The sequence below is a fragment of the Acinetobacter sp. CE-15 genome (genome assembly GCF_051059255.1).
Classification (GTDB): Bacteria; Pseudomonadota; Gammaproteobacteria; order Pseudomonadales; family Moraxellaceae; genus Acinetobacter; species Acinetobacter guillouiae.
This window is the reverse complement of the sequence record NZ_CP192737.1, coordinates 1,703,971-1,728,358: the sequence shown is the minus strand read 5'-3', so window position 1 is coordinate 1,728,358 and position 24,388 is coordinate 1,703,971. Positions and strand designations below refer to the sequence as shown.

The following is a 24,388-nucleotide window of genomic DNA, read 5'->3' as shown; positions in this document are numbered from 1 at the left end:
CTCAATGATCGGATGTCTTATTGGTGAAGTCTTAGCTTTAGAAGCACCTACCGTACTTTTAAATGTAAATGGCGTGGGTTATGAAATTGACACGCCACTCTCAACATTTTGCCAATTACAAAAAGGTCAAAAAGTTACCTTATGGACACATTTAGCCGTCCGTGAAGATGCTCAATTGCTATATGGCTTCTCTAACGCTCAAGAAAAAATCATCTTTCGCACCCTGCTAAAAGTGAATGGTGTCGGTCCTAAAATGGCTTTAGGTATTCTATCTACACTCAGTGTCGAAATGTTGGTACATACTGTTGAGAATGGTGATGTGAAAACTTTAGTTAAAGTGCCTGGCGTTGGTGCGAAAACAGCCGAACGTCTAATGATTGAACTTCGTGATCGCTTTAAAGCCTTTGCTACAGGGACCACACCGAGTAATTCGACTTCAACTCAAATACAATTTACGGGCAATTCTGCTGTTGCAGAAGCTGAAGCGGCATTGCAATCTTTAGGTTATAAACCTTTGGAAGCACAAAAACTGATTAATGCCGTGAAAGCAGACTATACTGAAGCAAGCGACATTATCCGTGCTGCACTTAAATCCATGAATAAATAAGACAGATTAAGACACTCATGCAAGACCGTTTAATCAGTGGGGCTGAAAAACCCGAAGATCATTTTGATCGTGCCATTCGTCCAACCTCTTTGGATGATTATATAGGCCAACCTGTTGTACGAGAGCAAATGGAAATCTTCATTGGCGCTGCTCGTGGTCGTGGTGAAGCACTTGATCATACATTGATCTTTGGCCCACCCGGTTTAGGTAAAACCACATTGGCCAATATTATCGCCCGTGAAATGGGGGGAAATCTTAAATCTACCTCTGGTCCAGTATTGGAACGTGCAGGTGATTTGGCTGCAATGCTGACCAATCTGGAAGAAGGTGATGTGCTATTTATTGATGAAATTCATCGCCTCTCTCCAGTAATTGAAGAAATTCTTTATCCTGCAATGGAAGATTACCAACTCGACATCATGATTGGTGAAGGCCCTGGCGCACGTTCGATAAAATTAGACTTACCACCATTTACCTTGGTTGCTGCGACAACACGTGCAGGTCTACTCACCTCACCTTTGCGTGATCGCTTTGGAATTGTGCAACGTTTAGAATTTTATTCAGTTGAAGATTTAACTCATATTGTGGCGCGTTCAGCCTCATTAATGAATGTTCCCACAACAGCAGATGGTGCAAAAGAAATTGCTCGTCGTGCACGTGGTACTCCGCGTATTGCTAACCGTTTGTTACGTCGTGTCCGTGACTATGCACAAGTTAAAGGTACGGGTGAAGTCACTCAACACATGGCACAACGTGCATTGGATATGTTAAATGTTGATAAAGATGGTTTAGATACGTTAGACCGTCGTTATTTATCGATGTTATTAGAACGTTTTGATGGCGGCCCTGCTGGTGTTGAAGCTTTGGCTGCAGCAATGGCTGAAGATTCAGGCACATTAGAAGATGTGATTGAACCCTATTTGATTCAGCAGGGTTATGCTATGCGTACCGCTCGTGGTCGTATTGCAACCAACCAAGCCTATTTACAGTTTGGGATGACACCACCTGAACCAAAATAATCAATACAAAGAAATATTCAATATTCCCTTGTTTATTTTATAGTTTTATATAGAAAAGCCCTATACAAATAGGGCTTTTCTAATGCTAATCGAGGATGGGTTTTATTAAAATTTAAACGTTGTGCTCAATTGAACACGGCGCCCTTCTTGAGTATTTTTATACCGATTATAATAGTCTGCACCTACTTTTTGATAATCAACAAAGTTTTTATCAAAGACATTATATAAACCCACAGCAATATCCCACTGATTATTTACATTAAAATTTGATCCCATATGCATCAAACCGTATGCTTTATAATCACCTAATGCATCATAAACTTCTTGGTTAACTTGAGGTAGGCTATTATAATAATCTGGTGTAAAACGCGCACGTTCACTCCGGTATTCACCTCGCGCCCATAATTGAATTTTATCATCCGCTTGCCATTTTAATGATGCGTTGACCATATGTTTAGGTGTATCGTTTAATGGCGGATTACCATTCTTTTTGTCCTTAATTTCTGCCACTGTCCATGTATAGTTTAGGCCAAATTTCCAAGTCGGTACAAACTCCCAATTTAAGCCTGTTTCAACACCATAGATTTCTGCTTCTCGAGCATTGATCGGACGAGTAAGATCCCAAGCGCGTTTGCCAGTATCTTCAGGTCGCATTTGCCATGGTGTACCAAGGTTTGCCATTTCTTTTTCACAGTCAGCTTTAGTAAGATTGGCATCACAGGTTCTTTCCACTGGTCCATTGACTATTTTATCTTTAATCTGACTGAAAAATGCTGTGATGTTGGCATCAAAATTAGAACCGTTATTAAAATAAGTACCCAGTTCAAAGTTATTACTTGTTTCAGGTTTTAAATTTGGACTTCCAAAAAGAGGGGTTCGTCCTTGTCCACCAATATTATAAATCCCATTGGTCAGGCGCTCTAAGCGAGGTGCTTTATAGCCCTCACTATAACCACCTTTAAAGGTCCAATTGTCATTTGCATTCCAAACTAAATATGCTCTAGGTGTCCAAAAACTACCAAATGTATCATGATTGTCAAAACGTAAACCCGTCGTTAAAGCTAGATCAGGGGTAAGTGCCCATGTATCTTCAGCAAAAAGACCCAATTGCTGAAACGACACCTCCTTATTGACCCTTAATCCATCTTTAATACTTGCATCCCACCATTGTCCACCAAGAGTAATATTGTGTCCTTTAAAATATTGAGTGGTCAATTTAGTATCAAAAATCGTATCCTCACTTTCTAAAAGACGTGGTGTGATTACACTTGAACCTGCTTGAGCACGCGACGGAATAAGTCGACCAATAGTTTCGGTTTGAATATTACTAATACTTGATTCCAAGGTCCCTATTTTATTGCGCCATGTGTGTACAAGTGCTAGCCGATCTCTATTAAATTCTTTTGTTTTATCATAACCACCATTTGCACCAAGCGTACCAAGTTGACTCTTACTATTATCGTACCATTGTTCAGTTTTTTCATATTCTACCGAGAGGTCATGTTGCTTTGTTGGGGTAAATGTTAAACGAGCACCAATGGTTTCTAAATCTGATTTGGTTGGGTTATTCCCCATGTTTAGCTCTACTGAATTATCATTTACATCGAGATAACCCACATTGGATTGACTCCGTTGTGCTTTTCGAGCACGAAGTTGCACTCCCAACAAATCCTTGATGATTGGACCAGTAATAAATCCATCAGCAGCACGTTGATTACCAAAATCTGAACTGTTTGGCAGTAACGTCCCTTCTAGTGTGATGGAGCCTGTCCATTCATTTGAAACTTTTTTTGTAATAATATTGACCACACCACCAATAGCATCAGAACCATACAATGTAGAAGCAGGTCCTCGAATAATCTCAATTCTTTCAATTGCTGAAACTGGAGGAATAAAACTATTATTTGACTCACCAAAAGCATTTGGTGTGATATCCCCAGTACTGTTTTGACGACGACCATCAATCAATACAAGGGAATACTCAGAATCCATCCCTCGGATACGTATATTTAAACCGCCAGTTTTTCCACCACCAGGGCTAACATCAACCCCCTCAACATCAACTAAAGCATCTGCAATTGAGTTTATACGTTTATCTTTTAGATCTTGTGCGGTGATCACAGTAATACTTGCCGGCGCATCTTTTAGTTTTTGCTCATAACCCGCTGCAGAAACAACAATTGTTGAAAGTTGTTGTGTAGCAGATTCTGTCTTGCTATTTGCAAAGGCTGAAGTTGTTGTAATTCCTAAAAGTGCGATTGAAATAGGACGAAGGTTAAACTTACTCATAAATAGAATTCCAGTAGATGGACGACATAAACAGTTGAAAACAAATAAAACATCTAAATATGAATGATAAGAATTATCATTTGCAATAAAAAGCATACAAAAAATAACAAGCATAGTAAAGAGTTATTACACATTAATTTAATTAAAACTTAATAAAAAACTTTTGTTGGTTTTAATAGGCTGATTTAATTACATTGATCCCATTAAAAATTTGTTATTTAAAACAAATAAGTTATTGTTAATATTTGATTTTATTATTTTATAAAATTCTCTTTGATACATCCTTTTCACTCAGTTCCGAATATAAACTCCTACACTCAATTGGCTGCTCATAAGTAGTTTAAAGTTAAAAAAAACACCAAAGCATCATATAACCATGCTGGTTATTTAAACAATTACAAAAAAATAATTTTGGAATGAATGGGTTTTGTCGAGCGTTGAAGTTATGAAATATAGAATAGATATTCAAATGCCATCATTTATCTCACGCTGCAAATGCAGATTGGCATACATTTTTGATTGATGAGTTTTTCTTATTGTACGTTTAAAACTTTAAATTTATAAAAAAGCCAATTCAATGCTAATAATTTAATAAAAGGACAGTTGCTAATTTTGACTGAGCAACACAAAAAAGGAATCAAATTGAGTGAACTTGCATGGAATGTGAGTTTAGAAAAAATTTAACAGTGCATATACCTAAAGCTCATTCGAGAGTCTTTTATACAAATATTCAAACTCATTGATATTGATCGTTATCGCCCGAAAATCAATATTTTCAACATGGATGTACTGGTTTCATAATCGAATAAATAGGATATTTAAATATGGATAACACTCAGAATATATTACAAAAACTTGCAATAAAAGTCAGTGATTGGTCAGAAAAATGGTTTCCTGATTCCTATATTTTTGCCTTGTTAGGCGTCATCATTGTCGCCATAGCTGCGATTGGAATAGGAGCTTCTGTTCAAGATGTCGCAATTTCATTTGGTAATGGTTTTTGGAGTTTGATTCCATTTACGATGCAAATGTGTATGTTGATTGTCGTTGGTTATGTGGTTTCAGTATCTAAACCCGTCGAAATGCTGATCCAAAAAATGGCTCAGATTCCCACATCTGGAAGGAATGCTATTGTTTTTGTAGCGACCGTCAGTCTGTTGATTTCACTGATTAACTGGGCCATGAGCACAGTTTTAACTGCCCTTTTGGTGATTGCACTATCCAAGCGTAAAGAGCTGAATATGGATTATCGTGCAGCTGCCGCAGCCGCTATTATTGGTATGGGAGCAACTTGGGCACTGGGTATTAGTTCTTCCGCTGCCCAGTTACAGGCAAACAAAGCGAGCTTACCTGAACCACTTTATAACTTAACCGGTATTATTCCTTTTACTGAAACGATCTTTTTACCACAGTCTATGATTATGACTGCCGTATTGATTATCGTGTCAATTGCCATTGCATTCTGGTCTGCACCTAAAGGCAATAGTATAAAAACTATTGATGAATTTGATATTCATTTTGAAGATGAAAAGACCGAAGTCCAAAGCAAAAAACGCCCAGGTGACTGGCTGGAAAACTCCCCTATTCTGAGCATTTTAATTGTGGTTTTAGGTCTGATCTGGATGTTTAATGAATTTACAAAAAGCAATCCGATTATTGCCATTTCCAGTTTAAACACTTACAACTTTATCTTCTTAATGCTCGGTATTGCTTTACACGGAACGCCTCGAAATTTTTTAAATGCCGTTTCTAAAGCTGTCCCTGCGGTTTCTGGCGTACTGATTCAATTTCCACTCTATGGAAGTATTGCTTTTATTATGACAAGTGCTATGAACGCACAGGATTTATCTCTATCTCATTATATTGCTGAATTTTTTGTATCGATTGCATCCAAAGAAACCTTTGCAATTGTCATGGGGTTATATTCAGCTATTTTAGGTTTCTTCATTCCATCTGGGGGTGGTAAGTGGATTATTGAAGCACCTTATGTCATGCAGGCGGCACACGATCTGAAAGTACATTTGGGTTGGTCTGTTCAGATTTATAATGCAGCAGAAGCTTTACCCAACTTAATTAATCCATTCTTTATGTTACCTATGCTGGGAATTTTAAAGTTAAAAGCTAAAGATGTCATTGGGTTTACAGTTACCCAGCTTGTCTTCCATTTACCTTTAGTTTTATTCTTATTGTGGATTCTTGGACGTACCTTAACGTATATGCCCCCTACTTTTTAGGATGTAAAAGGCTTTACTGCACAATATTATTTTAAACGGCTTATTCAACATAATCTTCTGTTGAATAAGCCGACAACTAAATTGATCATACCAAGAGTTGATCTTCTTACAAACGAGCTTCAATTAATCGTAGGAGATCACTAACTACTTTAATTTTAATAATCAGATCAGTGGTATACATCATAAAATGGTACACATAAGTGGAATCAAGTTTGATCTATACCAAACCCTTTTCATACATCTCAGTAAGATTATTTTGTGCATCTGCATCTCCCCGAGCAGCCGCCTTGCTAAAACATTCAAATGCTTTTTCATAATTTTTGGGTACACCTTGACCCTTCTCATACAATACGCCAAGGTTATTTTCTGCACCTGCACTCCCTTGAGCAGCTGCCTTACTATAGCATTCAAATGCTTTTTCATAACTTTGGGTTGCGCAAAGCCCCTTGTAATACATTGATCCAAGGTTATTTTGTGCATCCGCATTTTCTTGGGCAGCCGCCTTGTTAAACCATTCAAATGCTTTCGTATCATTTTGGGCTATGCCTTGACCAGTGACATACATCACTCCAAGGTTATTTTGTGCACCTGCATATCCTTGGGCAGCCGCTTTATTATAGTATTCAAATGCTTTTTCATAACTTTGAGCTACACCTTGGCCATGCTGATACATCCACCCAAGGTAATATTGTGCATCTAAAAATCCCTGAGCAGCTGCCTTGCTATACAATTTAAAAGCTTTTTCATAATTTTGAACTACGCCTTGACCATGCTGATACATCACTCCTAGGTTATTTTGCGCACCAGCATTACCTTGCGCAGCTAACTTTTTATAAAATTCCAACGCTTTTTTATAGTTTTGTACTACGCCTTGACCATTCTGATACATCGATCCAAGGTTAGTTTGTGCTACAGCATTATCCTGAGCAGCTGCCTTAGCATACCATTCAAATGCTTTTTCATAATTTTGAATTACACCTTGACCATGTTGATACATCCATCCAAGGTTATTTTGCGCATCCAAATCCCCCTGAGCAGCTGCCTTACTATACCATTCAAACGCTTTTTCATAATTTTTTATTATACCTTGACCATGTTGATACATCATTCCAAGGTTAGCTTGTGCTACAGCACAATCCTGAGCAGCTGCCTTGCTATAGCATTCAAACGCTTTTTCATAATTTTGTACTACACCTTGACCATTCTCGTACATCCATCCAAGATCATTTTGTGCATCTATCTCTCCTTGATTAGCTAATCTCGAGGTATATTTAAATTTAACAGTTTTTGCAAAAGTTGGACTAACAAAAAACAATATAGGAAAAATAATTATATGAAATAGGCTTTTATTGATATTCATTGGTTACGTTTTTAAATTAGATTATTGATTTAATTTAATATATTCCAACTAAAATTGAAATAAATTTTATTCGTTTTTTATTTATTAAAATTTCATGCAGATCAAAATCCATTCAACAAAATGAGTGTTATGTGAAATATTCTTTACGGCGTTTAATTTTGTTCTAGATTTTTTTAGCTTTAAACGTTACTACAGTAATGCCACTTCATTAACAGAATCCACAAGCTAATCGCCGTTAGCCTTTCTCTCCTCTTTCGAATTGTAATCTTGTGCCATTTGAGAAAGCATGCCTTGTGCTAAAATTCGCGCCAAAGTCAGGGTTAAACTTTTGTGCAAATTTATAAGTGGGGCAAATCAATTTACTTTTCTACAATATAGCCTCTAAAGCTTATATACACGTACTGTTCAAGCAACAGTCTGCTGTTCATGTAGATTTCCGTTTCTCTCAAAACATCTCATAGATGCTTTTGGCGTAGTTGATAGGTTCCCTTATAGGTATTGTAAAATTCAATCAAGCAATCAGATCAGCAAGATAAAGTTCTTGTTTTTTCAACTGAATGATTTGAAATTGAATCAGTGCAAGTAAATACTGGCAAGCAATTGATAGATATGCAATAAACAACACAGGAATGCATAGCAACATGAGTAATAAATTCGAATTCCAAATCCGTGTATATATCGAAGATACAGATGCTGGCGGTATCGTATACCATGCCAATCATATCCGCTTTATGGAACGTGCACGGACAGAATGGCTACGTGCATCCGGTATTGACCACTATTGGCATCAAAAAGATTACAATTTTGTCGTGCATAAAATTGCATTGAAATATTCTCGCCCTATACTCATGGACGATCTTATTACTGTTACAGCAAGTGTAGTTTCATGTAAAGCTTCGTCATTTGTGTTGCAACAGAATATATATCGTGGTGAAATCATGCTTGCTTCTGGCGAGGTGGAATTGGCATGTTTAGGTACAGATATGAAACCTCGTAGAATTCCTGACGAAATCCGTGATTTAATTCTTCGAGAATTAGCTCACGAATAAAAAATACTTTTGGCACATGTAACTATGGCAACACAACTAGAATCTTCTTTACACATCTCTGATTTAATTTTACAAGCGAGCCCTGTGGTTCAATTGGTGATGCTAATCTTAGTACTCGCATCTGTTTTTAGTTGGTATTTGATTGCCAAGTTGCATATGGGCTATAAGAAAGCACATCAAGGCGATGAGCACTTCCAAAAAATCTTCTGGTCTGGTGCTGAACTCAATACCTTATATAACAATGCTCAGCTTAATTCCAAGCGAAGCGGTTTAGAAGATATTTTCTATCAGGGTTTAAGTGAGTTTTTAAAACTTAAAAAACGTCATGCTGAAACTGCATCGATGATTGAAGGTACTGAACGTATCTTGCGTGTAGGACTCAGTCGTGATCAAGGCCGTTTAGAGCAAGGCTTAAGCTCTCTCGCCAGTATCGGTTCTGTCGCACCTTATATTGGTTTATTTGGTACTGTTTGGGGCATTATGAGTGCATTCATTGGCTTAGCTCAGGTTGAACAAGTTACCTTAGCCACTGTTGCACCAGGTATTGCTGAAGCATTGATTGCAACTGCGATTGGTTTATTTGCTGCAATACCAGCGGTACTAGCATTTAACCATTACACTGCAAAAGGCGAAGAGATTTATTCAGATCGTGCATTATTTGCAGAAGAAATGGTGGCGCTATTACAACGTCAGTCTGTGGGAACTACACAGGAAGATGAATAATGACAATCCAACGTTCTGGACGTTTTGAACGCGTCAAAAAGCCTTTAAAAAGTGATATGAATGTCGTTCCATATATCGACGTCATGTTGGTTTTATTGGTTATTTTTATGGTGACAGCACCCATGATTACCACGGGTGTTAAAGTTGATTTACCTCAAGCAAATAATAATCCAATTCAATCTGAAGACCGACCAGCCATCGTGACTTTAGAAGCAGATGGTACGATTAAACTTGAAGATAAAAACCATAAAAATGAGGTTTTAACTTTAGATGAGTTAAAAACAGTACTTACAGAAAATCAGCAACAGGCTCAAGCAAATAACAAGCAATTGAGTGTCTTGATCAATGGTAGTGAATCACGCCCTTATGGTGAAGTTATGAAACTCATGTCTACACTACAAGATGCTGGTTTAAGCCAAGTAGGTTTACTGACAGAGTCTGTAAAGTAAGTTATGAAAAATATTCAAAAGCCACAATCTAAAGAAAAAGCGATTGCACTTGGATTTACCCTAGGTATTCATGTGGTGGCGATTACTGGCTTACTTTTTCTCGGTTTAAGTCAACCACCTGAGCCACCCAAGCAAATTAAAACCGTTTTAATTAAGCCCGAAGATTTACCACCGCCTGAACCCAAGCCTTTAGTAGAAACTGATGCCACTGAAACGGCAGATAGCAAGGTTGCAGAAAATACTCAGCAAACAGCGGAACCCGATCAAACTGCACCAGAAATTCCAACTGAAGCAAATAACACACCAGATACCAAGGCGATAGATGCACAAAAAGCTGCCGAACAGGCCAAGGCAGCCGCATTAGAACAGCAATTGGCTATGGCAGCAGCTAAAGCAGCACAAGAAAAAGCCTTAAAACTTTCTCAAGCTAAAGCAGATGCTGCTGAAAAAGCCAAACAAGAGGCAGCTGAAAAAGTAAAGCAGGCTAAAAATGCTGCTGAGAAAGCTAAGGCAGAAGCTGAAGCAAGATCTAAAGCAGATGCAGCAGCTAAGGCCAAGCAAGAGGCACTTCAAAAAGCCAAAGCGGATGCTGCGGAAAAAGCCAGACTCGCAAGACTCAATGCCGAAGCAAAAAGCAAAGCAGAAGCTGCTGAAAAAGTCAGAAAAGAAGCCGCAGATAAGGCCCAACAGGCCAAAGCGGATGCTGCTGCAAAAGCCAAGGCAGAAGCTGCTGCAAAAGCTAAGGCAGAAGCTGCTGAAAAAGCCAAAGCGGACGCTGCTGCAAAGGCTAAAGCAGATGCTAATGCAAAAGCCAAGGCAGATGCTGCTGAAAAAGCCAGAGCGGATGCTAATGCAAAAGCTAAAGCAGACGCTGCTGCAAAGGCTAAGGCAGATGCTAATGCAAAAGCCAAGGCAGATGCTGCTGAAAAAGCCAGAGCGGATGCTAATGCAAAAGCTAAAGCAGACGCTGCTGCAAAGGCTAAGGCAGATGCTGCTGCAAAAGCCAAGGCAGACGCTGCTGAAAAAGCCAAGGCAGATGCTAATGCAAAAGCCAAAGCGGACGCTGCTGCAAAGGCTAAAGCAGATGCTGCTGCAAAAGCCAAAGCAGATGCTGCAGCAAAGGCTAAAGCAGATGCTGCTGCAAAAGCCAAAGCGGATGCGGACGCAAAACGTAAAGCTGATCTAGCACGCGAATTAGATGAAGAAAAAGCCTCTGCTGCTGAAAAAGCCAAAGAAGCTGCTGCAAATAAAAAGGCAGAAGCGAGAAAAGTTGCATCTTCTGCGAAAAAGGACTTCGAAAGTAAAGTCCGGAATGCTTGGCGTATGCCAGCTGGCTCAACAGGTCAAAAGGCAACAGCTCGTGTTACACTAACGGATAGCGGTTCTGTGGTCTCGATCATTGTTAATGCATCAGACCCAGATGTAAAAGCAAGTGTGGAACAAGCAGTTCGCAATGCTGCACCTTTCCCAATGCCATCTGATCCAGATGCCAGACGCGAAGCACGAAGTTTTAGTGCAAATTTTACAGTGAAATAATTTTAAAATTACACCCTGTCTTGGCAGGGTGTAATTTAATACAAGAACAATCACTCGGAAAAATCGAATGCGAGTTAAACCCATATTTGTAGCAATTTCATTATTTTTTCCAACTGCATTATTATTTGCAAAAAATATCGAGCAAGAAAAAATACTTGAAGTAAATACGCAACAACACCCACCTTCTGCGTCATACGAAAACAAACCGTCTGTACCAACAACAGAAGCATTACTTCAACAAAGTCAAATGGCTCAGCGGATAAATACCGCTAGAGTCAATCGTATTGTTAAAAAGTTGAGAAATTTAACAATCATCCAAGAAAATGCCGATGTTATTATTTACTTAGATGACAGTGGGAATGTAAAAGATATTTTAATCACAGAACAGGACAGCGAAACGTTTTCAAACGCAATCAAAATGGCGATTCAACAAACAGCACCTTTTGAAATGTCTAAACAATCATCGCTCAATCAACTATTAAAAGTGATTCGCATCAAATTCCGTGTTGAATAAGACTCTATTCAACACGAGATAATATATTTTAATGGCAGCAACAATGACATTGTTGTCAAATCTATAAAAAAGTAATTTTTAAAATTGCACCATTTACAATGCCCAAAGATCAAGACGAAATTCATTGGTGTAATAAATTTGAATTTAATTTTTTTAGTAAATCTGTTCAATGATAATCTTTTGTTCACAATTACATGCTTTATATAGATTAAAATCATGTCTTTGTGCTACAAAGCTAAGCATAGTTAAAAATTGATATTTGAGTACATGAAGTCCAATGAAAATCATGCCTAAACATCTATTAGGATTCGCAATTATTGTTGCATTTAGTCCAGCATTGATCACCACATCATATGCACAATTGCAATTAGAAATTGCCAAAGCACCTGAATCTGCACCTAAAATTGCCATCATTCCATTTAGTAATGATCAATCTATCTACCCTATTGTTGAACAAGATTTAAATCGCTCTGGGCGCTTTACCAGTTCATCAAAAAATCTTCCTGCAACTGCAAACATAAACAATATAAATGCGGAAGCATGGAAAGCGGCTGGGGTTCCTTATGTGGTTTTAGGTGACTCTAAAACCAATGCAGATGGTTCATTGGCAGTACATTACCAACTCTATGATGTTGAAAAGCAGAAATTCCTATTAAATGAATTGCTCTCGATTCCAGCATCACGTATGCGTTCTGCGGCACATATGATCAGTGACGCAATTTATCAAGCGCTTACAGGGATTCAAGGTGACTTCACAGGACGTATTGCTTATGTGTTACGTAACCCTGCAACACCAGAGACTCGTTATACCTTACAAATTGCAGATACCGATGGTGAGCAACCTAAAACGGTATTAAGTTCAAGAGATCCTATTCTCTCGCCTGCTTGGACGCCAGATGCGAAAAAAATTGCATATGTTTCATTTGAAACCAAGCGCCCTGCTATTTATATCCAAGACTTAGCCACAGGTGCACGAGAAAAACTCGCTGCATTTCGCGGTTTAAATGGTGCACCAAGTTTCTCTCCTGATGGTAAATCAATGCTGTTTACTGCGTCTATGCATGGAAATCCTGAAGTTTATCAAATGGATTTAGATTCACGTCAAGTGAAGCGCATGACTAACGATAGCGCAATTGACACAGAAGCACGTTATGCTCCAGATGGAAAATCGTTTATTTTCACATCTGACCGTGGTGGATCAGCACAAATTTACCGTTATAGTTTTGATGATGGCTCGACCAAACGTTTAACTTTCCGTGGTGCATTTAATGCACGTGGTACATTAAGTGCCGATGGTAAATATGTGGCATTGGTACACCGCCCTTCTGGTAGTAACTACAAAGTTGCCATTCAGGAAATTTCTACAGGTATCACCAATATTTTGACACCAACAAGTTTGGATGAATCACCAAGTTTTTCTCCAAATGGGCAAATGGTGGTCTATGCAACACGTGAAGGTAATCGTGGCTTATTGGCGATCATGTCTACAGATGGTCGCTTCCGCATGAACTTACCAAGCGAACAAGGTGAAGTACGTGAACCTGCTTGGGCCCCTAAATAATTTAATCAAGATGTAAATCACTTATTTAAAATTGAAATACCGGAGATCAACATGAAGTCAATTCAATATCTAGCTTTACCCTTATTAGCAGCAAGCTTAGTGATGACAGGTTGTGCAAGCCGTAAACCTGCTGCCACTGTAGAGTCAGGAACCAATCCAAATAGTGCGACGACAGTAAATACCAGTGGTTTAAGTGAAGATGCTGCTTTAAATGCACAAAATTTAAATGGTGCTTCATCTAAAGGCGTGACTGAAGCCAATAAAGCATTTTTAGCAAAACGTGTGGTACATTTTGATTATGACAGTAGTGATCTTTCCAATGATGACTACCAAACACTACAAGCACATGCACAGTTCTTGATTGCCAATGCCAACTCTAAAGTGGCATTAACAGGTCATACAGATGAACGTGGTACGCGTGAGTACAACATGGCTTTAGGTGAGCGTCGTGCTAAAGCCGTTGAAAGCTACCTGATCACCAATGGTGTTAAAGCAAACCAATTAGAAGCAGTTAGCTACGGTAAAGAAATGCCGATCAATGCTGGTCATGATGAAGCGGCTTGGAAAGAAAACCGCCGTGTTGAAATCAACTACGAAGCCGTTCCTCCTCTTTTAAAATAATGCCAAAGTTGCATTATTAAAATAGCCCATAAAAAATGCCCAATTGAATTGGGCATTTTTACCAGAGCTTATTCTTATTCTGCGCTTTCGTATTTCAAGATAAAATTTTGATTTAGTACAGTAAAATAAGAAACTGCTTAGCATGTTCAAGGTAATTTATATTAATAACGCCATTTCTTGAGTATTTGCTCATTAAATAACGCAATAAACCGTTCCTCTACCCATTCATCCACCTCATCTGGATGCGCTTCAGCAAAAAACTCAGACTGTACTAAAATCAGACAACCTTTAATATAGTCATCCACACAGTCCAGTATTTTATATAAATTAGGTGTGTCATCATGATCAAAGTAATAGATTTCTTTGCTAATATCATGAAAACAAAACATATTACCATTACCAAGATAATCACTAAATGTAATCAGATGAGGTAAAACTGCTAAATCGGCCTGACTAAATTCAGGCGCATATTGCCGTGCATCTGCCCAAATATCTTTTAAGTAGCCAATATCATCAAATTGCTGCAATTGTTCACCAATATCAGCAATCCCAAAGTGTTGATAGAAGATCTTTAAAGATTCAGGTAAGCGACAATTTAAACGCTGTTCAAGTTTTAAAATTTGCTCATCATCAATTGCAGGTGCAATCTCATCATCATTTAAATCAGCAAGAGATTCTAAAATTAGGCGAGTTTTAACATCCCACTCCGGGTCACCAATTTTATTAAACGGAATGATAATGTCTGTTTTGTGATCAATCTCTATCATGAAGCGTTATTGTTCAGAGTTAATATAAAATAAATGAATAGAAAAAAGCGCTCATATCGCAATGAACGCTTTTTATTGATTAAGCCTTTGACTCATCTGGCTTGGGGCTTTGCATAGATTCAATCATGTCATGCTTATTGAATTCCTTGAATTCAGGCTTAGCTTCGTAATTCTTCCATGCTTCTTTCACTTTTTCAGCACTAATATCTTTTAAATCAATGCTTTCATTTGGAGTCGGAGTCGCTTCAAACTTTGTCGTTGTCATGTCAGTGCTCCTATACGCTATTGTACGTATATTCAACATAACACTTTCTAAAATACTTTCAAGGGTAATTTCACGACAAATAACACAGGATAATTTCTATTTTGTGCTGAACTCATCTAAAATAGCCTCCATTATTTGGTTTGTAAAAATTTATCGCTTTTGGAGCACCTCTGATATGTCATATCGCACCCTATCCCAATATTTAGAACAACAACAAGGGAACTTAACACCTGAACTTGCCAATGTGATTGAAACAATTGCCAATACCTGTAAAACCATCGATCAGGCTTTACAGAAAGGTGCTTTAGCTGGTGTCTTGGGGAGTGCACAACATGAAAATGTACAAGGTGAAGAGCAAAAAAAACTTGATGTGATTTCAAATGATTATTTGATTGATGCTTTAAAAGCCAATCCAAATGTAGGTGGACTCGCATCTGAAGAATTAGATGAATTTACCCCAGCTCAAGACAATGGCAAATATTTGGTTTTATTTGATCCATTAGATGGTTCAAGCAATATTGACATTAATATGTGTGTAGGAACAATTTTCTCTATCCTTCCTGCGCAAAATGCTGTAACGCAAGCTGAAGACTTCATGCAAGCAGGGATTCAACAAGTTTCAGCAGGTTATGTACTTTATGGCCCATCGACAATGATGGCTTTGACCGTTGGTGCGGGTGTTGTATTCTTCACTTACGACCCTGAAGAAAAGCAATTCTTGCTCACTTCTGAAAATATTCAAGTTGCTGCGGATACCAAAGAGTTTGCGATTAACTCATCAAATCAACGTCATTGGGAAGCGCCTGTAAAACGTTATATCGAAGAACTACAAGCAGGTAAAACATCTATACGTGAAAAAGATTTCAATATGCGTTGGGTGGCGTGTATGGTGGGTGATATTCATCGTATTTTATGTCGTAGCGGTATTTTCTTATATCCATACGATACCAAAGATCCTAAAAAAGCAGGTCGTCTACGTTTAATGTATGAAGCCAACCCAATGAGTATGTTAATGGAACAAGCTGGCGGCGCATCGACTACAGGTCGTACACGTATTTTAGAGATTCAACCGACTGAGTTACATCAACGTGTTCCTGTTATCATTGGTTCTAAGAATGAAGTTGAGCTTGTTACCAGCTACCACAACTAATTCTTCTCTTTTCTTACTCTCTATTTAGGGAGTAACGCCAGCTAGGGTCTGTTGCAATTTCTTTATAGAATGATCACAGACCCTACTTAATTTTTTGGACGTACTCTCCCATGCCTACAATTTTCCTTGAATCAAAAGACAATCCCAAAATTAAACATCTCAGAGGTTTAATTGAACAAAACACTTACCGTAAAAAACAAGGACAAACTGTACTTGAGGGAACCCATCTTACGCTTGCATGGTTAGAAAAAGGTCGAAAAATCAATTCAATTTTCACCACTGAACATGCCTTAGATCATGAAGATTTAGGCAGTATCCTTGACCAATATCAAGGTATCGTGTTTGTTGTCGGTGAATCTTTATACAAAGATTTAAGTACCCTTGGAACCAGCCTTGCATGTCTAGCCATTGTGGATTTACCAAGTTCAACTCAGGCACTGAATTTTACTGAAGACACGCTAATTCTTGAAAATGTCCAAGATCCGGGCAATGTTGGCACATTACTCAGATCAGCCGCCGCTGCGGGTATTGAACAAATTGTCTGTACCAAAGGTTCTGCATCATTATGGTCACCACGAGTATTACGTGCCGGTATGGGTGCGCATTTTTCATTACACACATATGAAAACGTTATCCTTGAAGACCTGCTCAAGCAATTTAAAATTCCTGTGTATGTGACCAGTTCACATCAGGCAGAAAGCCTTTACACTAAAAACCTGCGCAAACAATGTGTTTGGATTTTAGGTAATGAAGGTCAAGGTGTTTCAGATTTCGCCCTTAAACGCGCAGAAGCGGTATCTATTCCGCAACCCGGTGGTCAAGAATCCCTCAATGTTGCAGTTGCTGGCTCGATTTGTTTCTTTGAAATGGTTAGACAACGACTATAAGGTTAATTTATTTTAAATATTGCCCGTTATTGGAAAAAATCATTTAAACTGAAAAAATAATTGATTTACATGTCAACCCAAACCATTTTTTTAACGTTATAGAGATATGAATTTAAAATAATGGTGGGTACCCATGACGGGATTTTCCATCTCTATGGACTTAGCACCAAAGAAGTCACAGTCTGAAACAGCAAGTGCTCAAACGAGTACGAGCGAGCAGCGCCTGCGTTTTTTCATGCAGGACGTGACGGGTCGTGCCCTAGTGATGATGGAAAATGCAACCCAAGGTCACAATGGGATTGCGATGGATTTGGTACAGGAAGCATTTATTTCCTTACATAAATCTTATGCAGATAAATCCACTGAAGAATGGTATCCACTGTTCTATACAATTTTAAATAACAAATTACAAGATTGGCGACGCAAAGAAGCACGACGCGCTGCTCCATTTTCGTTATTTCGAAAAATTGATTTAGATTCTGATGATGAAGAAGCTATGGAAATTGTGGATGAATCCACACCTAATCCACTTCAATTTCTAGATCAAGATGTCACCGTTGAGGAAATTCAAGAAGCCATTAGCCGCCTCCCTGTACGCCAGCAACAAGCATTTATGTTACGTGCTTGGGAAGGATTTGATACACAAACCACTGCATCTATTATGAACTGTACAGAAGGTAGTGTAAAAACTCATTATCACAGAGCTATTCAAGGACTAAGAACTTCGCTCTCACATTTAAATCCGTATGGAGGTTCATCACATGAATAATGATGATTTCACCAAACAAGTGACGGCAAAACTGGATGAAGCTGCACGTCATCACCGCAATAAAGCAGTGGTGATGAACAATGTGCTTGACCATATCCAAGATAAACAAACCTCACGTTTTGGTCACTGGAAAATGACTGGTTTTGCACTTGCAGCGGCAATTACTGGTTTTGTTGTGATTCCCAATGCTTTTGATATATCACCAGAATCACAAGTTCCACAACAAGTGGTGATTAGCCCTAAACTTTCACCTCAAATGATGGAAGATTTAGACATGTTATCGGTATTTGGTGAGGATAAAAATTCTCATGGCAGCTAGAAAATTAGCTTTGGCATTTTGTGCTATTGGTTTTCTACAAACAAGTTTTGCTGGTTTTGAACGTTTTTGGATTTTTTCTAAAGATGCGAACAGTCAAGTCAATGAAACATGGGATGCCCTTTCTGAGGATGAGCAAAAGGCACTGATTAAGCGCTATCAAAATTTAAAAGAAATTCCGACTGATCAAAGTGCAGCACTGCAACAACGCATGGATTGGTTTACTCAGCTTCCTGAACAAGAAAAGCAAAAAATGCGTGAAGTCTGGCAGCAAATGAGCACCGTTGAACGCAACGAAATGCGTAAAAAAATGCAAAAAGCGTCAACATCTGATGAGCGTAATGAAATTCGTGAACAATATATGGTGAAATATCAACAGAATATCACGGGTTCACACTAAGCATATTTTTAAATTTCATTCATTGCCAGTTATTTAACTGGCTTTTTATCATTAAACTCAGCATCTTCAAACTCAATATCGTCAAAATCAAAACACACCACTACTAACAATTCTCCCCTCTTATAATTTTAAAATTAAAATGCTGAATTTCTAATTTTCATGCATAAAAAAACCTGCATAAGGCAGGTTTTTCATCACTTAAATTCGAAAACGAATTACAAGCTATAGTACATATCAAATTCAACTGGGTGAGTCGTCGTATTTAAACGACGTACATCTTCAGTTTTAAGCTCGATGTATGCATCCAACATTTCTTTTGTGAATACGCCACCTTTAAGAAGGAACTCATGATCCGCTTCAAGTGCTTCAAGCGCCATATCTAGGCTATGCGCAACTGTTGGGATTTTAGCTTCTTCTTCAGGAGGAAGATCATATAAGTTTTTATCAGCTGCTTCACCTGGGTGGATCTTGTTTTGAATACCATCAAGACCAGCCATCAATAATGCCGCAAAACCTAAGTATGGGTTCATCATTGGATCTGGGAAACGCGCTTCAATACGTTTACCTTTAGGGCTAGAAACGTATGGAATACGAATCGAAGCAGAACGGTTACGTGCAGAATAAGCAAGCATAATTGGCGCTTCGAAGTGAGGAACCAAACGCTTATACGAGTTAGTAGAAGGGTTTGTGATCGCATTCAATGCACGTGCATGCTTGATGATACCACCGATGAAGTAAAGCGCCATTTCTGAAAGACCAGCGTATTCATCACCAGCAAACAAGTTCTTGCCATCTTTAGAGATAGACATATGAACGTGCATACCTGAACCGTTATCACCAACCATAGGCTTAGGCATAAACGTCGCTGTTTTCGCATATTGATGCGCAACGTTCCAAACAGCATATTTGAACTGTTGAACTTCGTCAGCTTTACGAACCATCGTATTGAAGCTTACACCAATTTCTAATTGGCAAGATGCAACTTCATGATGGTGCACTTCTACACGACCAGGGCCCATGATGTCTTCGATACGTGCACACATTTCAGCACGCATATCTTGTGAAGAATCTACTGGAGGAACTGGGAAATAACCACCTTTAACACGAGGACGGTGACCAGAGTTACCTGCTTCATAGTCTTTACCTGTAGACCAAGCAGCTTCTTCAGCGATTAATGTATGGCGAGCGCCAGACATATCGATGTCCCATTTAACTTCGTCAAAAACAAAGAATTCTGGTTCTGGACCAAAGAATGCAGTATCACCAATACCTGTTGATTTTAGGTATTCTTCCGCACGACGAGCAATCGAACGTGGATCACGGTCATAACCTTGACCAGTAGATGGTTCAATAACATCACAAGTAACGACGATGGTTGCTTCAGCAAAGAACGGGTCAAGGAAAGCAGTTTCAGGATCTGGACGTAAAATCATGTCAGATGCTTCAATGCCTTTCCAACCAGCAATTGAAGAACCATCAAACATTTTACCATCTTCAAAAGTATCTTCATCGATAGTGTCTGATGGGTAGCTTACGTGCTGCTCTTTACCCTTAGTATCAGTAAAGCGAAAATCGACCCATTTTGCGCCACTTTCTTGTATGAGTTGAAGGACCTTGTTCGCCATGCTCATTTTGCTCCAATGAATTTTTGTTGCACTTGTGAAGTGCGTGTTAGTAGTTGGTATTTATATAGCAAGTAGCATACCAACTTTTAAAATAATTGCTAAAATATTGAATTTCTTATCAGAAAATAAGCTTAGCAACGATTAAATTCCATCTATTATACTGAGTGCAAATAGAATTGCACCATATTCAAACACACTTCTCATTTTAAAATTATTACGCACAATTTTAACGCACTATTTTTGTGCAAACTGAATAAAATGTTTTATCTTGGTGCTTATATTACGCGAACAACACTTTTTATCGACTATTTTTTAAGATGATGGCAATTTTATATTTCAAAAGCATTAAAATAAGGCGTATTCAGTCTGTATACGCCTTTAACATTGCTCTGTACAACCCTCGTTACAACAACGGGATTTTATAATCTATGATCTACTATATCGACAATTAGCCAAATTCAACTTCTGCTCTTGCAATAAGTGCTTCAACCATGACCAATACATCATCTTTTTTTCTGGCATCCACCGCAAAAATTGGCATGGTCAATTGATTTAACTGCATCCAATCTTTATACGGTTTTAACAGATGCTGCGGGTTTTCATCTATGTGGGTCACACCAACCACAATATTGTTGAGATGTTCCTTAAAACTTTGAAAATAAAATTTTAAATCTTCAAGTGCATCTTTTTGCGTATGGTCAATCAATACGACCGCTCCGATTGCACCTTTACATATCACTGACCAAACAAAATCAAAGCGATCCTGCCCTGGCGTACCATATAATCCAACAATAACGCCTTCATCTAATTTGATTTCACCATAGTCAATCCCGACAGTGGTCAATGCCTTACTGTGCGCTTGCTCATCTGTATTTTGTGCTTCTGTAGATAAGACTGAAATTTCAGATAATGATTTGATTGCTTCTGTTTTACCAGCACCCATTTTACCGCCAAAAACAATTTTATACTTTTGTAAGATCACATCATCACCTATTTTTAAACTTATCACTACATCATATAAACTGACTATGCATTTATTTATCGTGTCAGTTTAAACAAACTTGATTTAAGGGTTAATTTTTACAAGCCTTATTTGATTTGCATGTTTTTACACACTTAAAGCCCTAATTTTTTCCTTAACTTACCAAAAAACCCACGTAAAATGCCTGAAGATTGTTTTTCCTCAGTAAGTAGTTTTGCATCTTCAAGCGCTATTTTTTTTAGCGCATTGGTTAACACACCAATTGAAACAAATTTAGCGACTTGTTCTTTGCTATAGCCTGTTTTCTGAGCCACTTGGGAAACACTTGCTCCCAATTCAAAACACGCTGCTATTTTAAAGACCATTTGCCTTTCATTTTGATGATTCGGTTGCGGCCAATCTAGCAGTTTATAACAATCGTTAGAACTGATTGGAATATTGACATCATCTGAATACCACAATAAATTCCACACCCAAGATCTAAGTTCTATACCTTGAAAAGTACTCACAGACTGTGCCATTTGCATAGTTGCATAAGTAAAATTTAAAGAAATATCCGTCCCTTGTACTTTTCGTAATGGATCTATCCAAACTTGCTGTGTACGTATATTGACTAATGCAATGTTGCCTTTTGAGTCGAATACTTGAACATTGCCATTTCGCTCATTAAAAAGCTCAGGAACCACCTTGGTTAAATCGGCTTTTTTAGAAATCTGATTGACAATATTGACGGTTTTATCACTGACAGGTACATGTAAATAGCGATCTTTAAACCATTTTCGAATTTCATCTGAGGGTGAAAAAGGTAAATATAATTTATCTCCTTCTATTTGCCCTGATTTTTCATTCTTATTGACCAGACGCAAATAAGGAACTTTTTTGACACCGACCAAATTTTGAATTGTAGGTGAACTAAAAAACATATCATTCACAAGAAGAATATCTAAATGAGGGTCAGCAATATTCGCCCAACTTACTTGAAGTGAGTCATCATACATAGATCGTATTTTCTGCTTAATTGCATCGAGCACATTTAAACTCAAACCGAATATAGCGATTTTTATTTCTTCTTTCATTTAGCCCCCATGGCCCCATATAGAGTGTGAACAGTTTATCATTTTTATTTAAAAATAAAATACAAAACACTATATTTGCTGTAAAAATTTTGTACAAATTTAATATACTATTAAGCGTATAAAATACAAGAATAGTTATTAAAAAAAATCTCAAGTAAAATTTAACCCAGATAACACAAATAAAATATTTTATTAAATTTCAACAATTTAATTTAAAATTAAGCTAGGCAAGTGATATTTTAGCTGAGTAATAATGCCAATCAATTTTAATAAAACTAAATGTTTTATTAAAAAATATTAATAACATTTGTATATTAATATCGATAAGATGAATAAATTTGTTTTCATTTGATCAATTAATCTTATATTGCTATGCATCCCAATTAATTTTTTTAGCGTGTATTGCTTTGCGCTAGCTATAAAGTTGCTAATAAAATTAGTTTTTTTATTTATTCCCCCTTATGTTTCTATTATTTTATTTGACTTAATATTAGAAAACTATCAAAAATTTTAAAAATTAACTAATGGCAATTGTTGAGGATTTAGAATATAAAAAACCACTCGGGAGAGTGGGTTTCGTTTTACTAAATTTTGCAGAAAAGAAACAGTCTACCCTTCATTAGCAGAATCTAAAGAAAAATAAAATTCCTTTTTATTTTTAATTGGATAAGGTTTGCCGTTAATATTTAATGGTTGAAAGCTTGCTTTTTCTCGAAATTCATTTAATACGTAATTATCTAATTTAGTTAATCCACTACTTTTAGTAATCTCTGCTTTGGTAAGTTTCCCATGGTCATCAGCTTCTGAGTAGATTGTTATTGATCTATTTTCCCCCTCCAAATCTGATTTTTTTACAGCGATTCTTGGTTCATAGTTGAATTTAGCTTCTCTTGAAACATTAAATTGAAAAGGTTGCTTTGCACGAGCAGGATAATTGGTTTTCTCTTCTCCTTCATTCCAAACTCGTAATTTAGACATTTGAACAGCCCTTAATACTTTATGATCTAATTCTTCCAATCCACTACTTTTAAACACTTCAGCGTGTTCAACCCTGCCACTCGCGTCAGTTTTAAATGAGATTACAACATTCCTGTCATAGCCTTCTAATAATTCATTTTTAAACGAAACTTTTGGTGCTCTCATCCACCTAGCTAAAGTTGTATCATTTGTAATTTTTTGCCCTTCTTGAGCTTGAACATTCGATCCAAGACAAAATAAAAATGCAATTAAAATTATATTTAAAATTTTCATATAAAGTTCACTTAAACTAGTGTTTATAAATAGATAAAATTTAACATTTTAGGTGGTGTAAAACCACTGGCTTAGAATGTTACATAATTGTCAATGCACTAATGCATTTCGATGCTTATGAACATAAAGTTTTTAGAATTAACCCAGCACCCGAATCAGGCTTTGGAGTATACGTTTTATTATTCATTTTACTATTTTGGAAAACTACTTCTTCATTTGCACGAATAATTAATTCTTTATTTTTAAGAGTTTTATTTGAACAATCTACTTCAACGTTCATAGTCGAGTTTATCAAATCATTATCTTCATTTTTTATCACCCTAGTCCATGCCAATTTTTTTTGACTAGATATAGATTTAACTGAGTCTATATCTACTTGTACTGAACTCCCCTCTTTATTCTCAACCTCTATCCAGTTAGCTCCAAAACAAAAATTTGAAATCAATAAACCAGAAATTAAAATTATTCTTTTCATGGGATGCCCCTAAATTAATGAGATTAAGATACTAATAATTTAGATAAAAAGGAACCAGTCTAAGAAGAATGCACAAAAACCGTCTATGCAAAAAGCTATTCCAGTGCTTATGATTATACTGTTTTAAGAATATCTCAGGCATTCTGGTTTAAGTTTTCCAGTTCAAATACCGCCAACTTTATTTTTTTGAATCCAAATCAATCCTCCAGCAGAAAATATAAAACAAAGCCCTGCGATGTAAAAAAAGGAATTGATTCTATTATTTTGATCTTTGGATACATATTGAACTGTGCCATGGCTATCTAAGGGTACAGAATATATTTTATCTGGCAATTCTCTTCCCTTTGAATGGTAATTTTCAAACAAATCAAGACTATAAAACAAGCTAGATATACTAGAAAGTAACAAAAATCCTGTAGAGAGATATATTATTAGTTTTTTCATACCTATCCTAAATTATAAA

Annotated in this window: 25 protein-coding genes; 15 read left to right on the top strand and 10 right to left on the bottom strand. The window is 37.3% G+C overall.

Annotated elements, in window-relative coordinates:
* Positions 1–4: 4 nt before the first annotated feature.
* Together ruvA and ruvB are read left to right on the top strand one after the other, a co-directional pair.
* Positions 5–607, top strand: a complete 603-nt coding sequence (gene ruvA, locus ACQ7EO_RS07995) for a Holliday junction branch migration protein RuvA (protein WP_434279350.1) — start codon at positions 5–7, stop codon at positions 605–607.
* Between the two features lie 17 nt (positions 608–624).
* On the top strand, positions 625–1,626 hold the full coding sequence (ruvB, locus tag ACQ7EO_RS07990; RefSeq protein ID WP_004724408.1) for a Holliday junction branch migration DNA helicase RuvB: 1,002 nt from the start codon (positions 625–627) through the stop codon (positions 1,624–1,626).
* Positions 1,627–1,731: 105 nt separating this feature from the next.
* Here ruvB and ACQ7EO_RS07985 read toward each other — a convergent pair whose 3' ends face one another.
* Positions 1,732–3,915, bottom strand: coding sequence for a TonB-dependent receptor domain-containing protein (locus ACQ7EO_RS07985; RefSeq protein WP_434279349.1), 2,184 nt, complete (start codon positions 3,913–3,915; stop codon positions 1,732–1,734).
* An 824-nt stretch (positions 3,916–4,739) separates the two neighbouring features.
* Here ACQ7EO_RS07985 and ACQ7EO_RS07980 point away from each other — a divergent pair.
* Complete coding sequence (locus tag ACQ7EO_RS07980) at positions 4,740–6,149, top strand: short-chain fatty acid transporter (RefSeq protein WP_434279348.1); 1,410 nt, start codon at positions 4,740–4,742, stop codon at positions 6,147–6,149.
* Between the two features lie 217 nt (positions 6,150–6,366).
* Here ACQ7EO_RS07980 and ACQ7EO_RS07975 read toward each other — a convergent pair whose 3' ends face one another.
* A complete protein-coding gene (locus ACQ7EO_RS07975; protein ID WP_434279347.1) occupies positions 6,367–7,509 on the bottom strand; it encodes a tetratricopeptide repeat protein in 1,143 nt (380 codons plus the stop codon).
* Between the two features lie 641 nt (positions 7,510–8,150).
* Here ACQ7EO_RS07975 and ybgC point away from each other — a divergent pair.
* From ybgC to pal, 7 genes are all read left to right on the top strand, one after another.
* Complete coding sequence (ybgC, locus tag ACQ7EO_RS07970; RefSeq protein WP_434279346.1) at positions 8,151–8,558, top strand: tol-pal system-associated acyl-CoA thioesterase; 408 nt, start codon at positions 8,151–8,153, stop codon at positions 8,556–8,558.
* A gap of 24 nt (positions 8,559–8,582) precedes the next feature.
* Positions 8,583–9,281 (top strand): protein TolQ, encoded by a 699-nt coding sequence (gene tolQ / locus ACQ7EO_RS07965; RefSeq protein ID WP_004724528.1) that lies wholly within the window; start codon positions 8,583–8,585, stop codon positions 9,279–9,281.
* Positions 9,281–9,730, top strand: coding sequence for a protein TolR (tolR, locus tag ACQ7EO_RS07960; protein ID WP_004724530.1), 450 nt, complete (start codon positions 9,281–9,283; stop codon positions 9,728–9,730). Before tolQ ends, tolR begins: the two co-directional genes overlap by 1 nt.
* A gap of 3 nt (positions 9,731–9,733) precedes the next feature.
* A complete protein-coding gene (gene tolA, locus ACQ7EO_RS07955) occupies positions 9,734–11,266 on the top strand; it encodes a cell envelope integrity protein TolA (protein ID WP_434279345.1) in 1,533 nt (510 codons plus the stop codon).
* Between the two features lie 67 nt (positions 11,267–11,333).
* A complete protein-coding gene (locus tag ACQ7EO_RS07950; protein WP_434279344.1) occupies positions 11,334–11,780 on the top strand; it encodes a hypothetical protein in 447 nt (148 codons plus the stop codon).
* Between the two features lie 277 nt (positions 11,781–12,057).
* A complete protein-coding gene (tolB, locus tag ACQ7EO_RS07945) occupies positions 12,058–13,341 on the top strand; it encodes a Tol-Pal system beta propeller repeat protein TolB (protein ID WP_434279343.1) in 1,284 nt (427 codons plus the stop codon).
* A gap of 51 nt (positions 13,342–13,392) precedes the next feature.
* A complete protein-coding gene (gene pal / locus ACQ7EO_RS07940) occupies positions 13,393–13,962 on the top strand; it encodes a peptidoglycan-associated lipoprotein Pal (RefSeq protein WP_004822680.1) in 570 nt (189 codons plus the stop codon).
* 161 nt (positions 13,963–14,123) lie between these two features.
* On the opposite strand, the gene ACQ7EO_RS07935 is transcribed toward pal, so the two are convergent.
* A complete protein-coding gene (locus ACQ7EO_RS07935) occupies positions 14,124–14,729 on the bottom strand; it encodes an SMI1/KNR4 family protein (RefSeq protein ID WP_434279342.1) in 606 nt (201 codons plus the stop codon).
* Between the two features lie 79 nt (positions 14,730–14,808).
* On the bottom strand, positions 14,809–14,994 hold the full coding sequence (locus ACQ7EO_RS07930) for an NF038105 family protein (protein WP_004724542.1): 186 nt from the start codon (positions 14,992–14,994) through the stop codon (positions 14,809–14,811).
* A gap of 175 nt (positions 14,995–15,169) precedes the next feature.
* Here ACQ7EO_RS07930 and ACQ7EO_RS07925 point away from each other — a divergent pair, with 175 nt between their 5' ends.
* From ACQ7EO_RS07925 to ACQ7EO_RS07905, 5 genes are all read left to right on the top strand, one after another.
* Positions 15,170–16,144: a class 1 fructose-bisphosphatase gene (locus ACQ7EO_RS07925; RefSeq protein ID WP_034611751.1), complete on the top strand. Its 975-nt coding sequence runs from the start codon at positions 15,170–15,172 to the stop codon at positions 16,142–16,144.
* Positions 16,145–16,254: 110 nt separating this feature from the next.
* Positions 16,255–17,031: a TrmH family RNA methyltransferase gene (locus tag ACQ7EO_RS07920; protein ID WP_004724547.1), complete on the top strand. Its 777-nt coding sequence runs from the start codon at positions 16,255–16,257 to the stop codon at positions 17,029–17,031.
* 154 nt (positions 17,032–17,185) lie between these two features.
* Positions 17,186–17,800 carry an RNA polymerase sigma factor gene (locus ACQ7EO_RS07915; RefSeq protein WP_434279606.1) on the top strand — a complete coding sequence of 205 codons (615 nt, stop codon included), beginning with the start codon at positions 17,186–17,188 and terminating at the stop codon, positions 17,798–17,800.
* On the top strand, positions 17,793–18,119 hold the full coding sequence (locus ACQ7EO_RS07910; protein ID WP_004822689.1) for a hypothetical protein: 327 nt from the start codon (positions 17,793–17,795) through the stop codon (positions 18,117–18,119). The genes ACQ7EO_RS07915 and ACQ7EO_RS07910 overlap by 8 nt, the downstream gene beginning before the upstream one ends.
* Positions 18,109–18,516, top strand: coding sequence for a DUF3106 domain-containing protein (locus ACQ7EO_RS07905; RefSeq protein ID WP_434279341.1), 408 nt, complete (start codon positions 18,109–18,111; stop codon positions 18,514–18,516). The genes ACQ7EO_RS07910 and ACQ7EO_RS07905 overlap by 11 nt, the downstream gene beginning before the upstream one ends.
* Positions 18,517–18,731: 215 nt before the next feature.
* On the opposite strand, the gene glnA is transcribed toward ACQ7EO_RS07905, so the two are convergent.
* The 6 genes from glnA to ACQ7EO_RS07875 form a co-directional block, all read right to left on the bottom strand.
* Positions 18,732–20,147, bottom strand: coding sequence for a type I glutamate--ammonia ligase (glnA, locus tag ACQ7EO_RS07900; RefSeq protein ID WP_016539490.1), 1,416 nt, complete (start codon positions 20,145–20,147; stop codon positions 18,732–18,734).
* A 442-nt stretch (positions 20,148–20,589) separates the two neighbouring features.
* The gene (locus ACQ7EO_RS07895) at positions 20,590–21,123 is read right to left on the bottom strand and encodes a GTP-binding protein (protein ID WP_096735536.1); all 534 of its coding nucleotides are present in this window, start codon (positions 21,121–21,123) and stop codon (positions 20,590–20,592) included.
* Between the two features lie 134 nt (positions 21,124–21,257).
* Entirely contained in the window at positions 21,258–22,199 is a 942-nt protein-coding gene (locus ACQ7EO_RS07890) for a hypothetical protein (RefSeq protein ID WP_434279340.1), read from the bottom strand.
* A 609-nt stretch (positions 22,200–22,808) separates the two neighbouring features.
* On the bottom strand, positions 22,809–23,450 hold the full coding sequence (locus ACQ7EO_RS07885) for a TonB family protein (RefSeq protein ID WP_034611757.1): 642 nt from the start codon (positions 23,448–23,450) through the stop codon (positions 22,809–22,811).
* Positions 23,451–23,565: 115 nt separating this feature from the next.
* The gene (locus ACQ7EO_RS07880) at positions 23,566–23,925 is read right to left on the bottom strand and encodes a hypothetical protein (RefSeq protein ID WP_034611759.1); all 360 of its coding nucleotides are present in this window, start codon (positions 23,923–23,925) and stop codon (positions 23,566–23,568) included.
* A 162-nt stretch (positions 23,926–24,087) separates the two neighbouring features.
* Positions 24,088–24,369, bottom strand: a complete 282-nt coding sequence (locus tag ACQ7EO_RS07875; RefSeq protein WP_034611761.1) for a hypothetical protein — start codon at positions 24,367–24,369, stop codon at positions 24,088–24,090.
* Between the last annotated feature and the right edge of the window lie 19 nt (positions 24,370–24,388).

Excerpts from the sequence above, each read along its gene's own strand:
- ruvA (WP_434279350.1), top strand. The coding sequence starts at position 5 with ATGATCGGATGTCTTATTGGTGAAGTCTTAGCTTTAGAAGCACCTACC.
- ruvB (WP_004724408.1), top strand. The coding sequence starts at position 625 with ATGCAAGACCGTTTAATCAGTGGGGCTGAAAAACCCGAAGATCATTTT.
- ACQ7EO_RS07985 (WP_434279349.1), bottom strand. The coding sequence starts at position 3,915 with ATGAGTAAGTTTAACCTTCGTCCTATTTCAATCGCACTTTTAGGAATT.
- ACQ7EO_RS07980 (WP_434279348.1), top strand. The coding sequence starts at position 4,740 with ATGGATAACACTCAGAATATATTACAAAAACTTGCAATAAAAGTCAGT.
- ACQ7EO_RS07975 (WP_434279347.1), bottom strand. The coding sequence starts at position 7,509 with ATGAATATCAATAAAAGCCTATTTCATATAATTATTTTTCCTATATTG.
- ybgC (WP_434279346.1), top strand. The coding sequence starts at position 8,151 with ATGAGTAATAAATTCGAATTCCAAATCCGTGTATATATCGAAGATACA.
- tolQ (WP_004724528.1), top strand. The coding sequence starts at position 8,583 with ATGGCAACACAACTAGAATCTTCTTTACACATCTCTGATTTAATTTTA.
- tolR (WP_004724530.1), top strand. The coding sequence starts at position 9,281 with ATGACAATCCAACGTTCTGGACGTTTTGAACGCGTCAAAAAGCCTTTA.
- tolA (WP_434279345.1), top strand. The coding sequence starts at position 9,734 with ATGAAAAATATTCAAAAGCCACAATCTAAAGAAAAAGCGATTGCACTT.
- ACQ7EO_RS07950 (WP_434279344.1), top strand. The coding sequence starts at position 11,334 with ATGCGAGTTAAACCCATATTTGTAGCAATTTCATTATTTTTTCCAACT.
- tolB (WP_434279343.1), top strand. The coding sequence starts at position 12,058 with ATGAAAATCATGCCTAAACATCTATTAGGATTCGCAATTATTGTTGCA.
- pal (WP_004822680.1), top strand. The coding sequence starts at position 13,393 with ATGAAGTCAATTCAATATCTAGCTTTACCCTTATTAGCAGCAAGCTTA.
- ACQ7EO_RS07935 (WP_434279342.1), bottom strand. The coding sequence starts at position 14,729 with ATGATAGAGATTGATCACAAAACAGACATTATCATTCCGTTTAATAAA.
- ACQ7EO_RS07930 (WP_004724542.1), bottom strand. The coding sequence starts at position 14,994 with ATGACAACGACAAAGTTTGAAGCGACTCCGACTCCAAATGAAAGCATT.
- ACQ7EO_RS07925 (WP_034611751.1), top strand. The coding sequence starts at position 15,170 with ATGTCATATCGCACCCTATCCCAATATTTAGAACAACAACAAGGGAAC.
- ACQ7EO_RS07920 (WP_004724547.1), top strand. The coding sequence starts at position 16,255 with ATGCCTACAATTTTCCTTGAATCAAAAGACAATCCCAAAATTAAACAT.
- ACQ7EO_RS07915 (WP_434279606.1), top strand. The coding sequence starts at position 17,186 with ATGGACTTAGCACCAAAGAAGTCACAGTCTGAAACAGCAAGTGCTCAA.
- ACQ7EO_RS07910 (WP_004822689.1), top strand. The coding sequence starts at position 17,793 with ATGAATAATGATGATTTCACCAAACAAGTGACGGCAAAACTGGATGAA.
- ACQ7EO_RS07905 (WP_434279341.1), top strand. The coding sequence starts at position 18,109 with ATGGCAGCTAGAAAATTAGCTTTGGCATTTTGTGCTATTGGTTTTCTA.
- glnA (WP_016539490.1), bottom strand. The coding sequence starts at position 20,147 with ATGAGCATGGCGAACAAGGTCCTTCAACTCATACAAGAAAGTGGCGCA.
- ACQ7EO_RS07890 (WP_434279340.1), bottom strand. The coding sequence starts at position 22,199 with ATGAAAGAAGAAATAAAAATCGCTATATTCGGTTTGAGTTTAAATGTG.
- ACQ7EO_RS07885 (WP_034611757.1), bottom strand. The coding sequence starts at position 23,450 with ATGAAAATTTTAAATATAATTTTAATTGCATTTTTATTTTGTCTTGGA.
- ACQ7EO_RS07880 (WP_034611759.1), bottom strand. The coding sequence starts at position 23,925 with ATGAAAAGAATAATTTTAATTTCTGGTTTATTGATTTCAAATTTTTGT.
- ACQ7EO_RS07875 (WP_034611761.1), bottom strand. The coding sequence starts at position 24,369 with ATGAAAAAACTAATAATATATCTCTCTACAGGATTTTTGTTACTTTCT.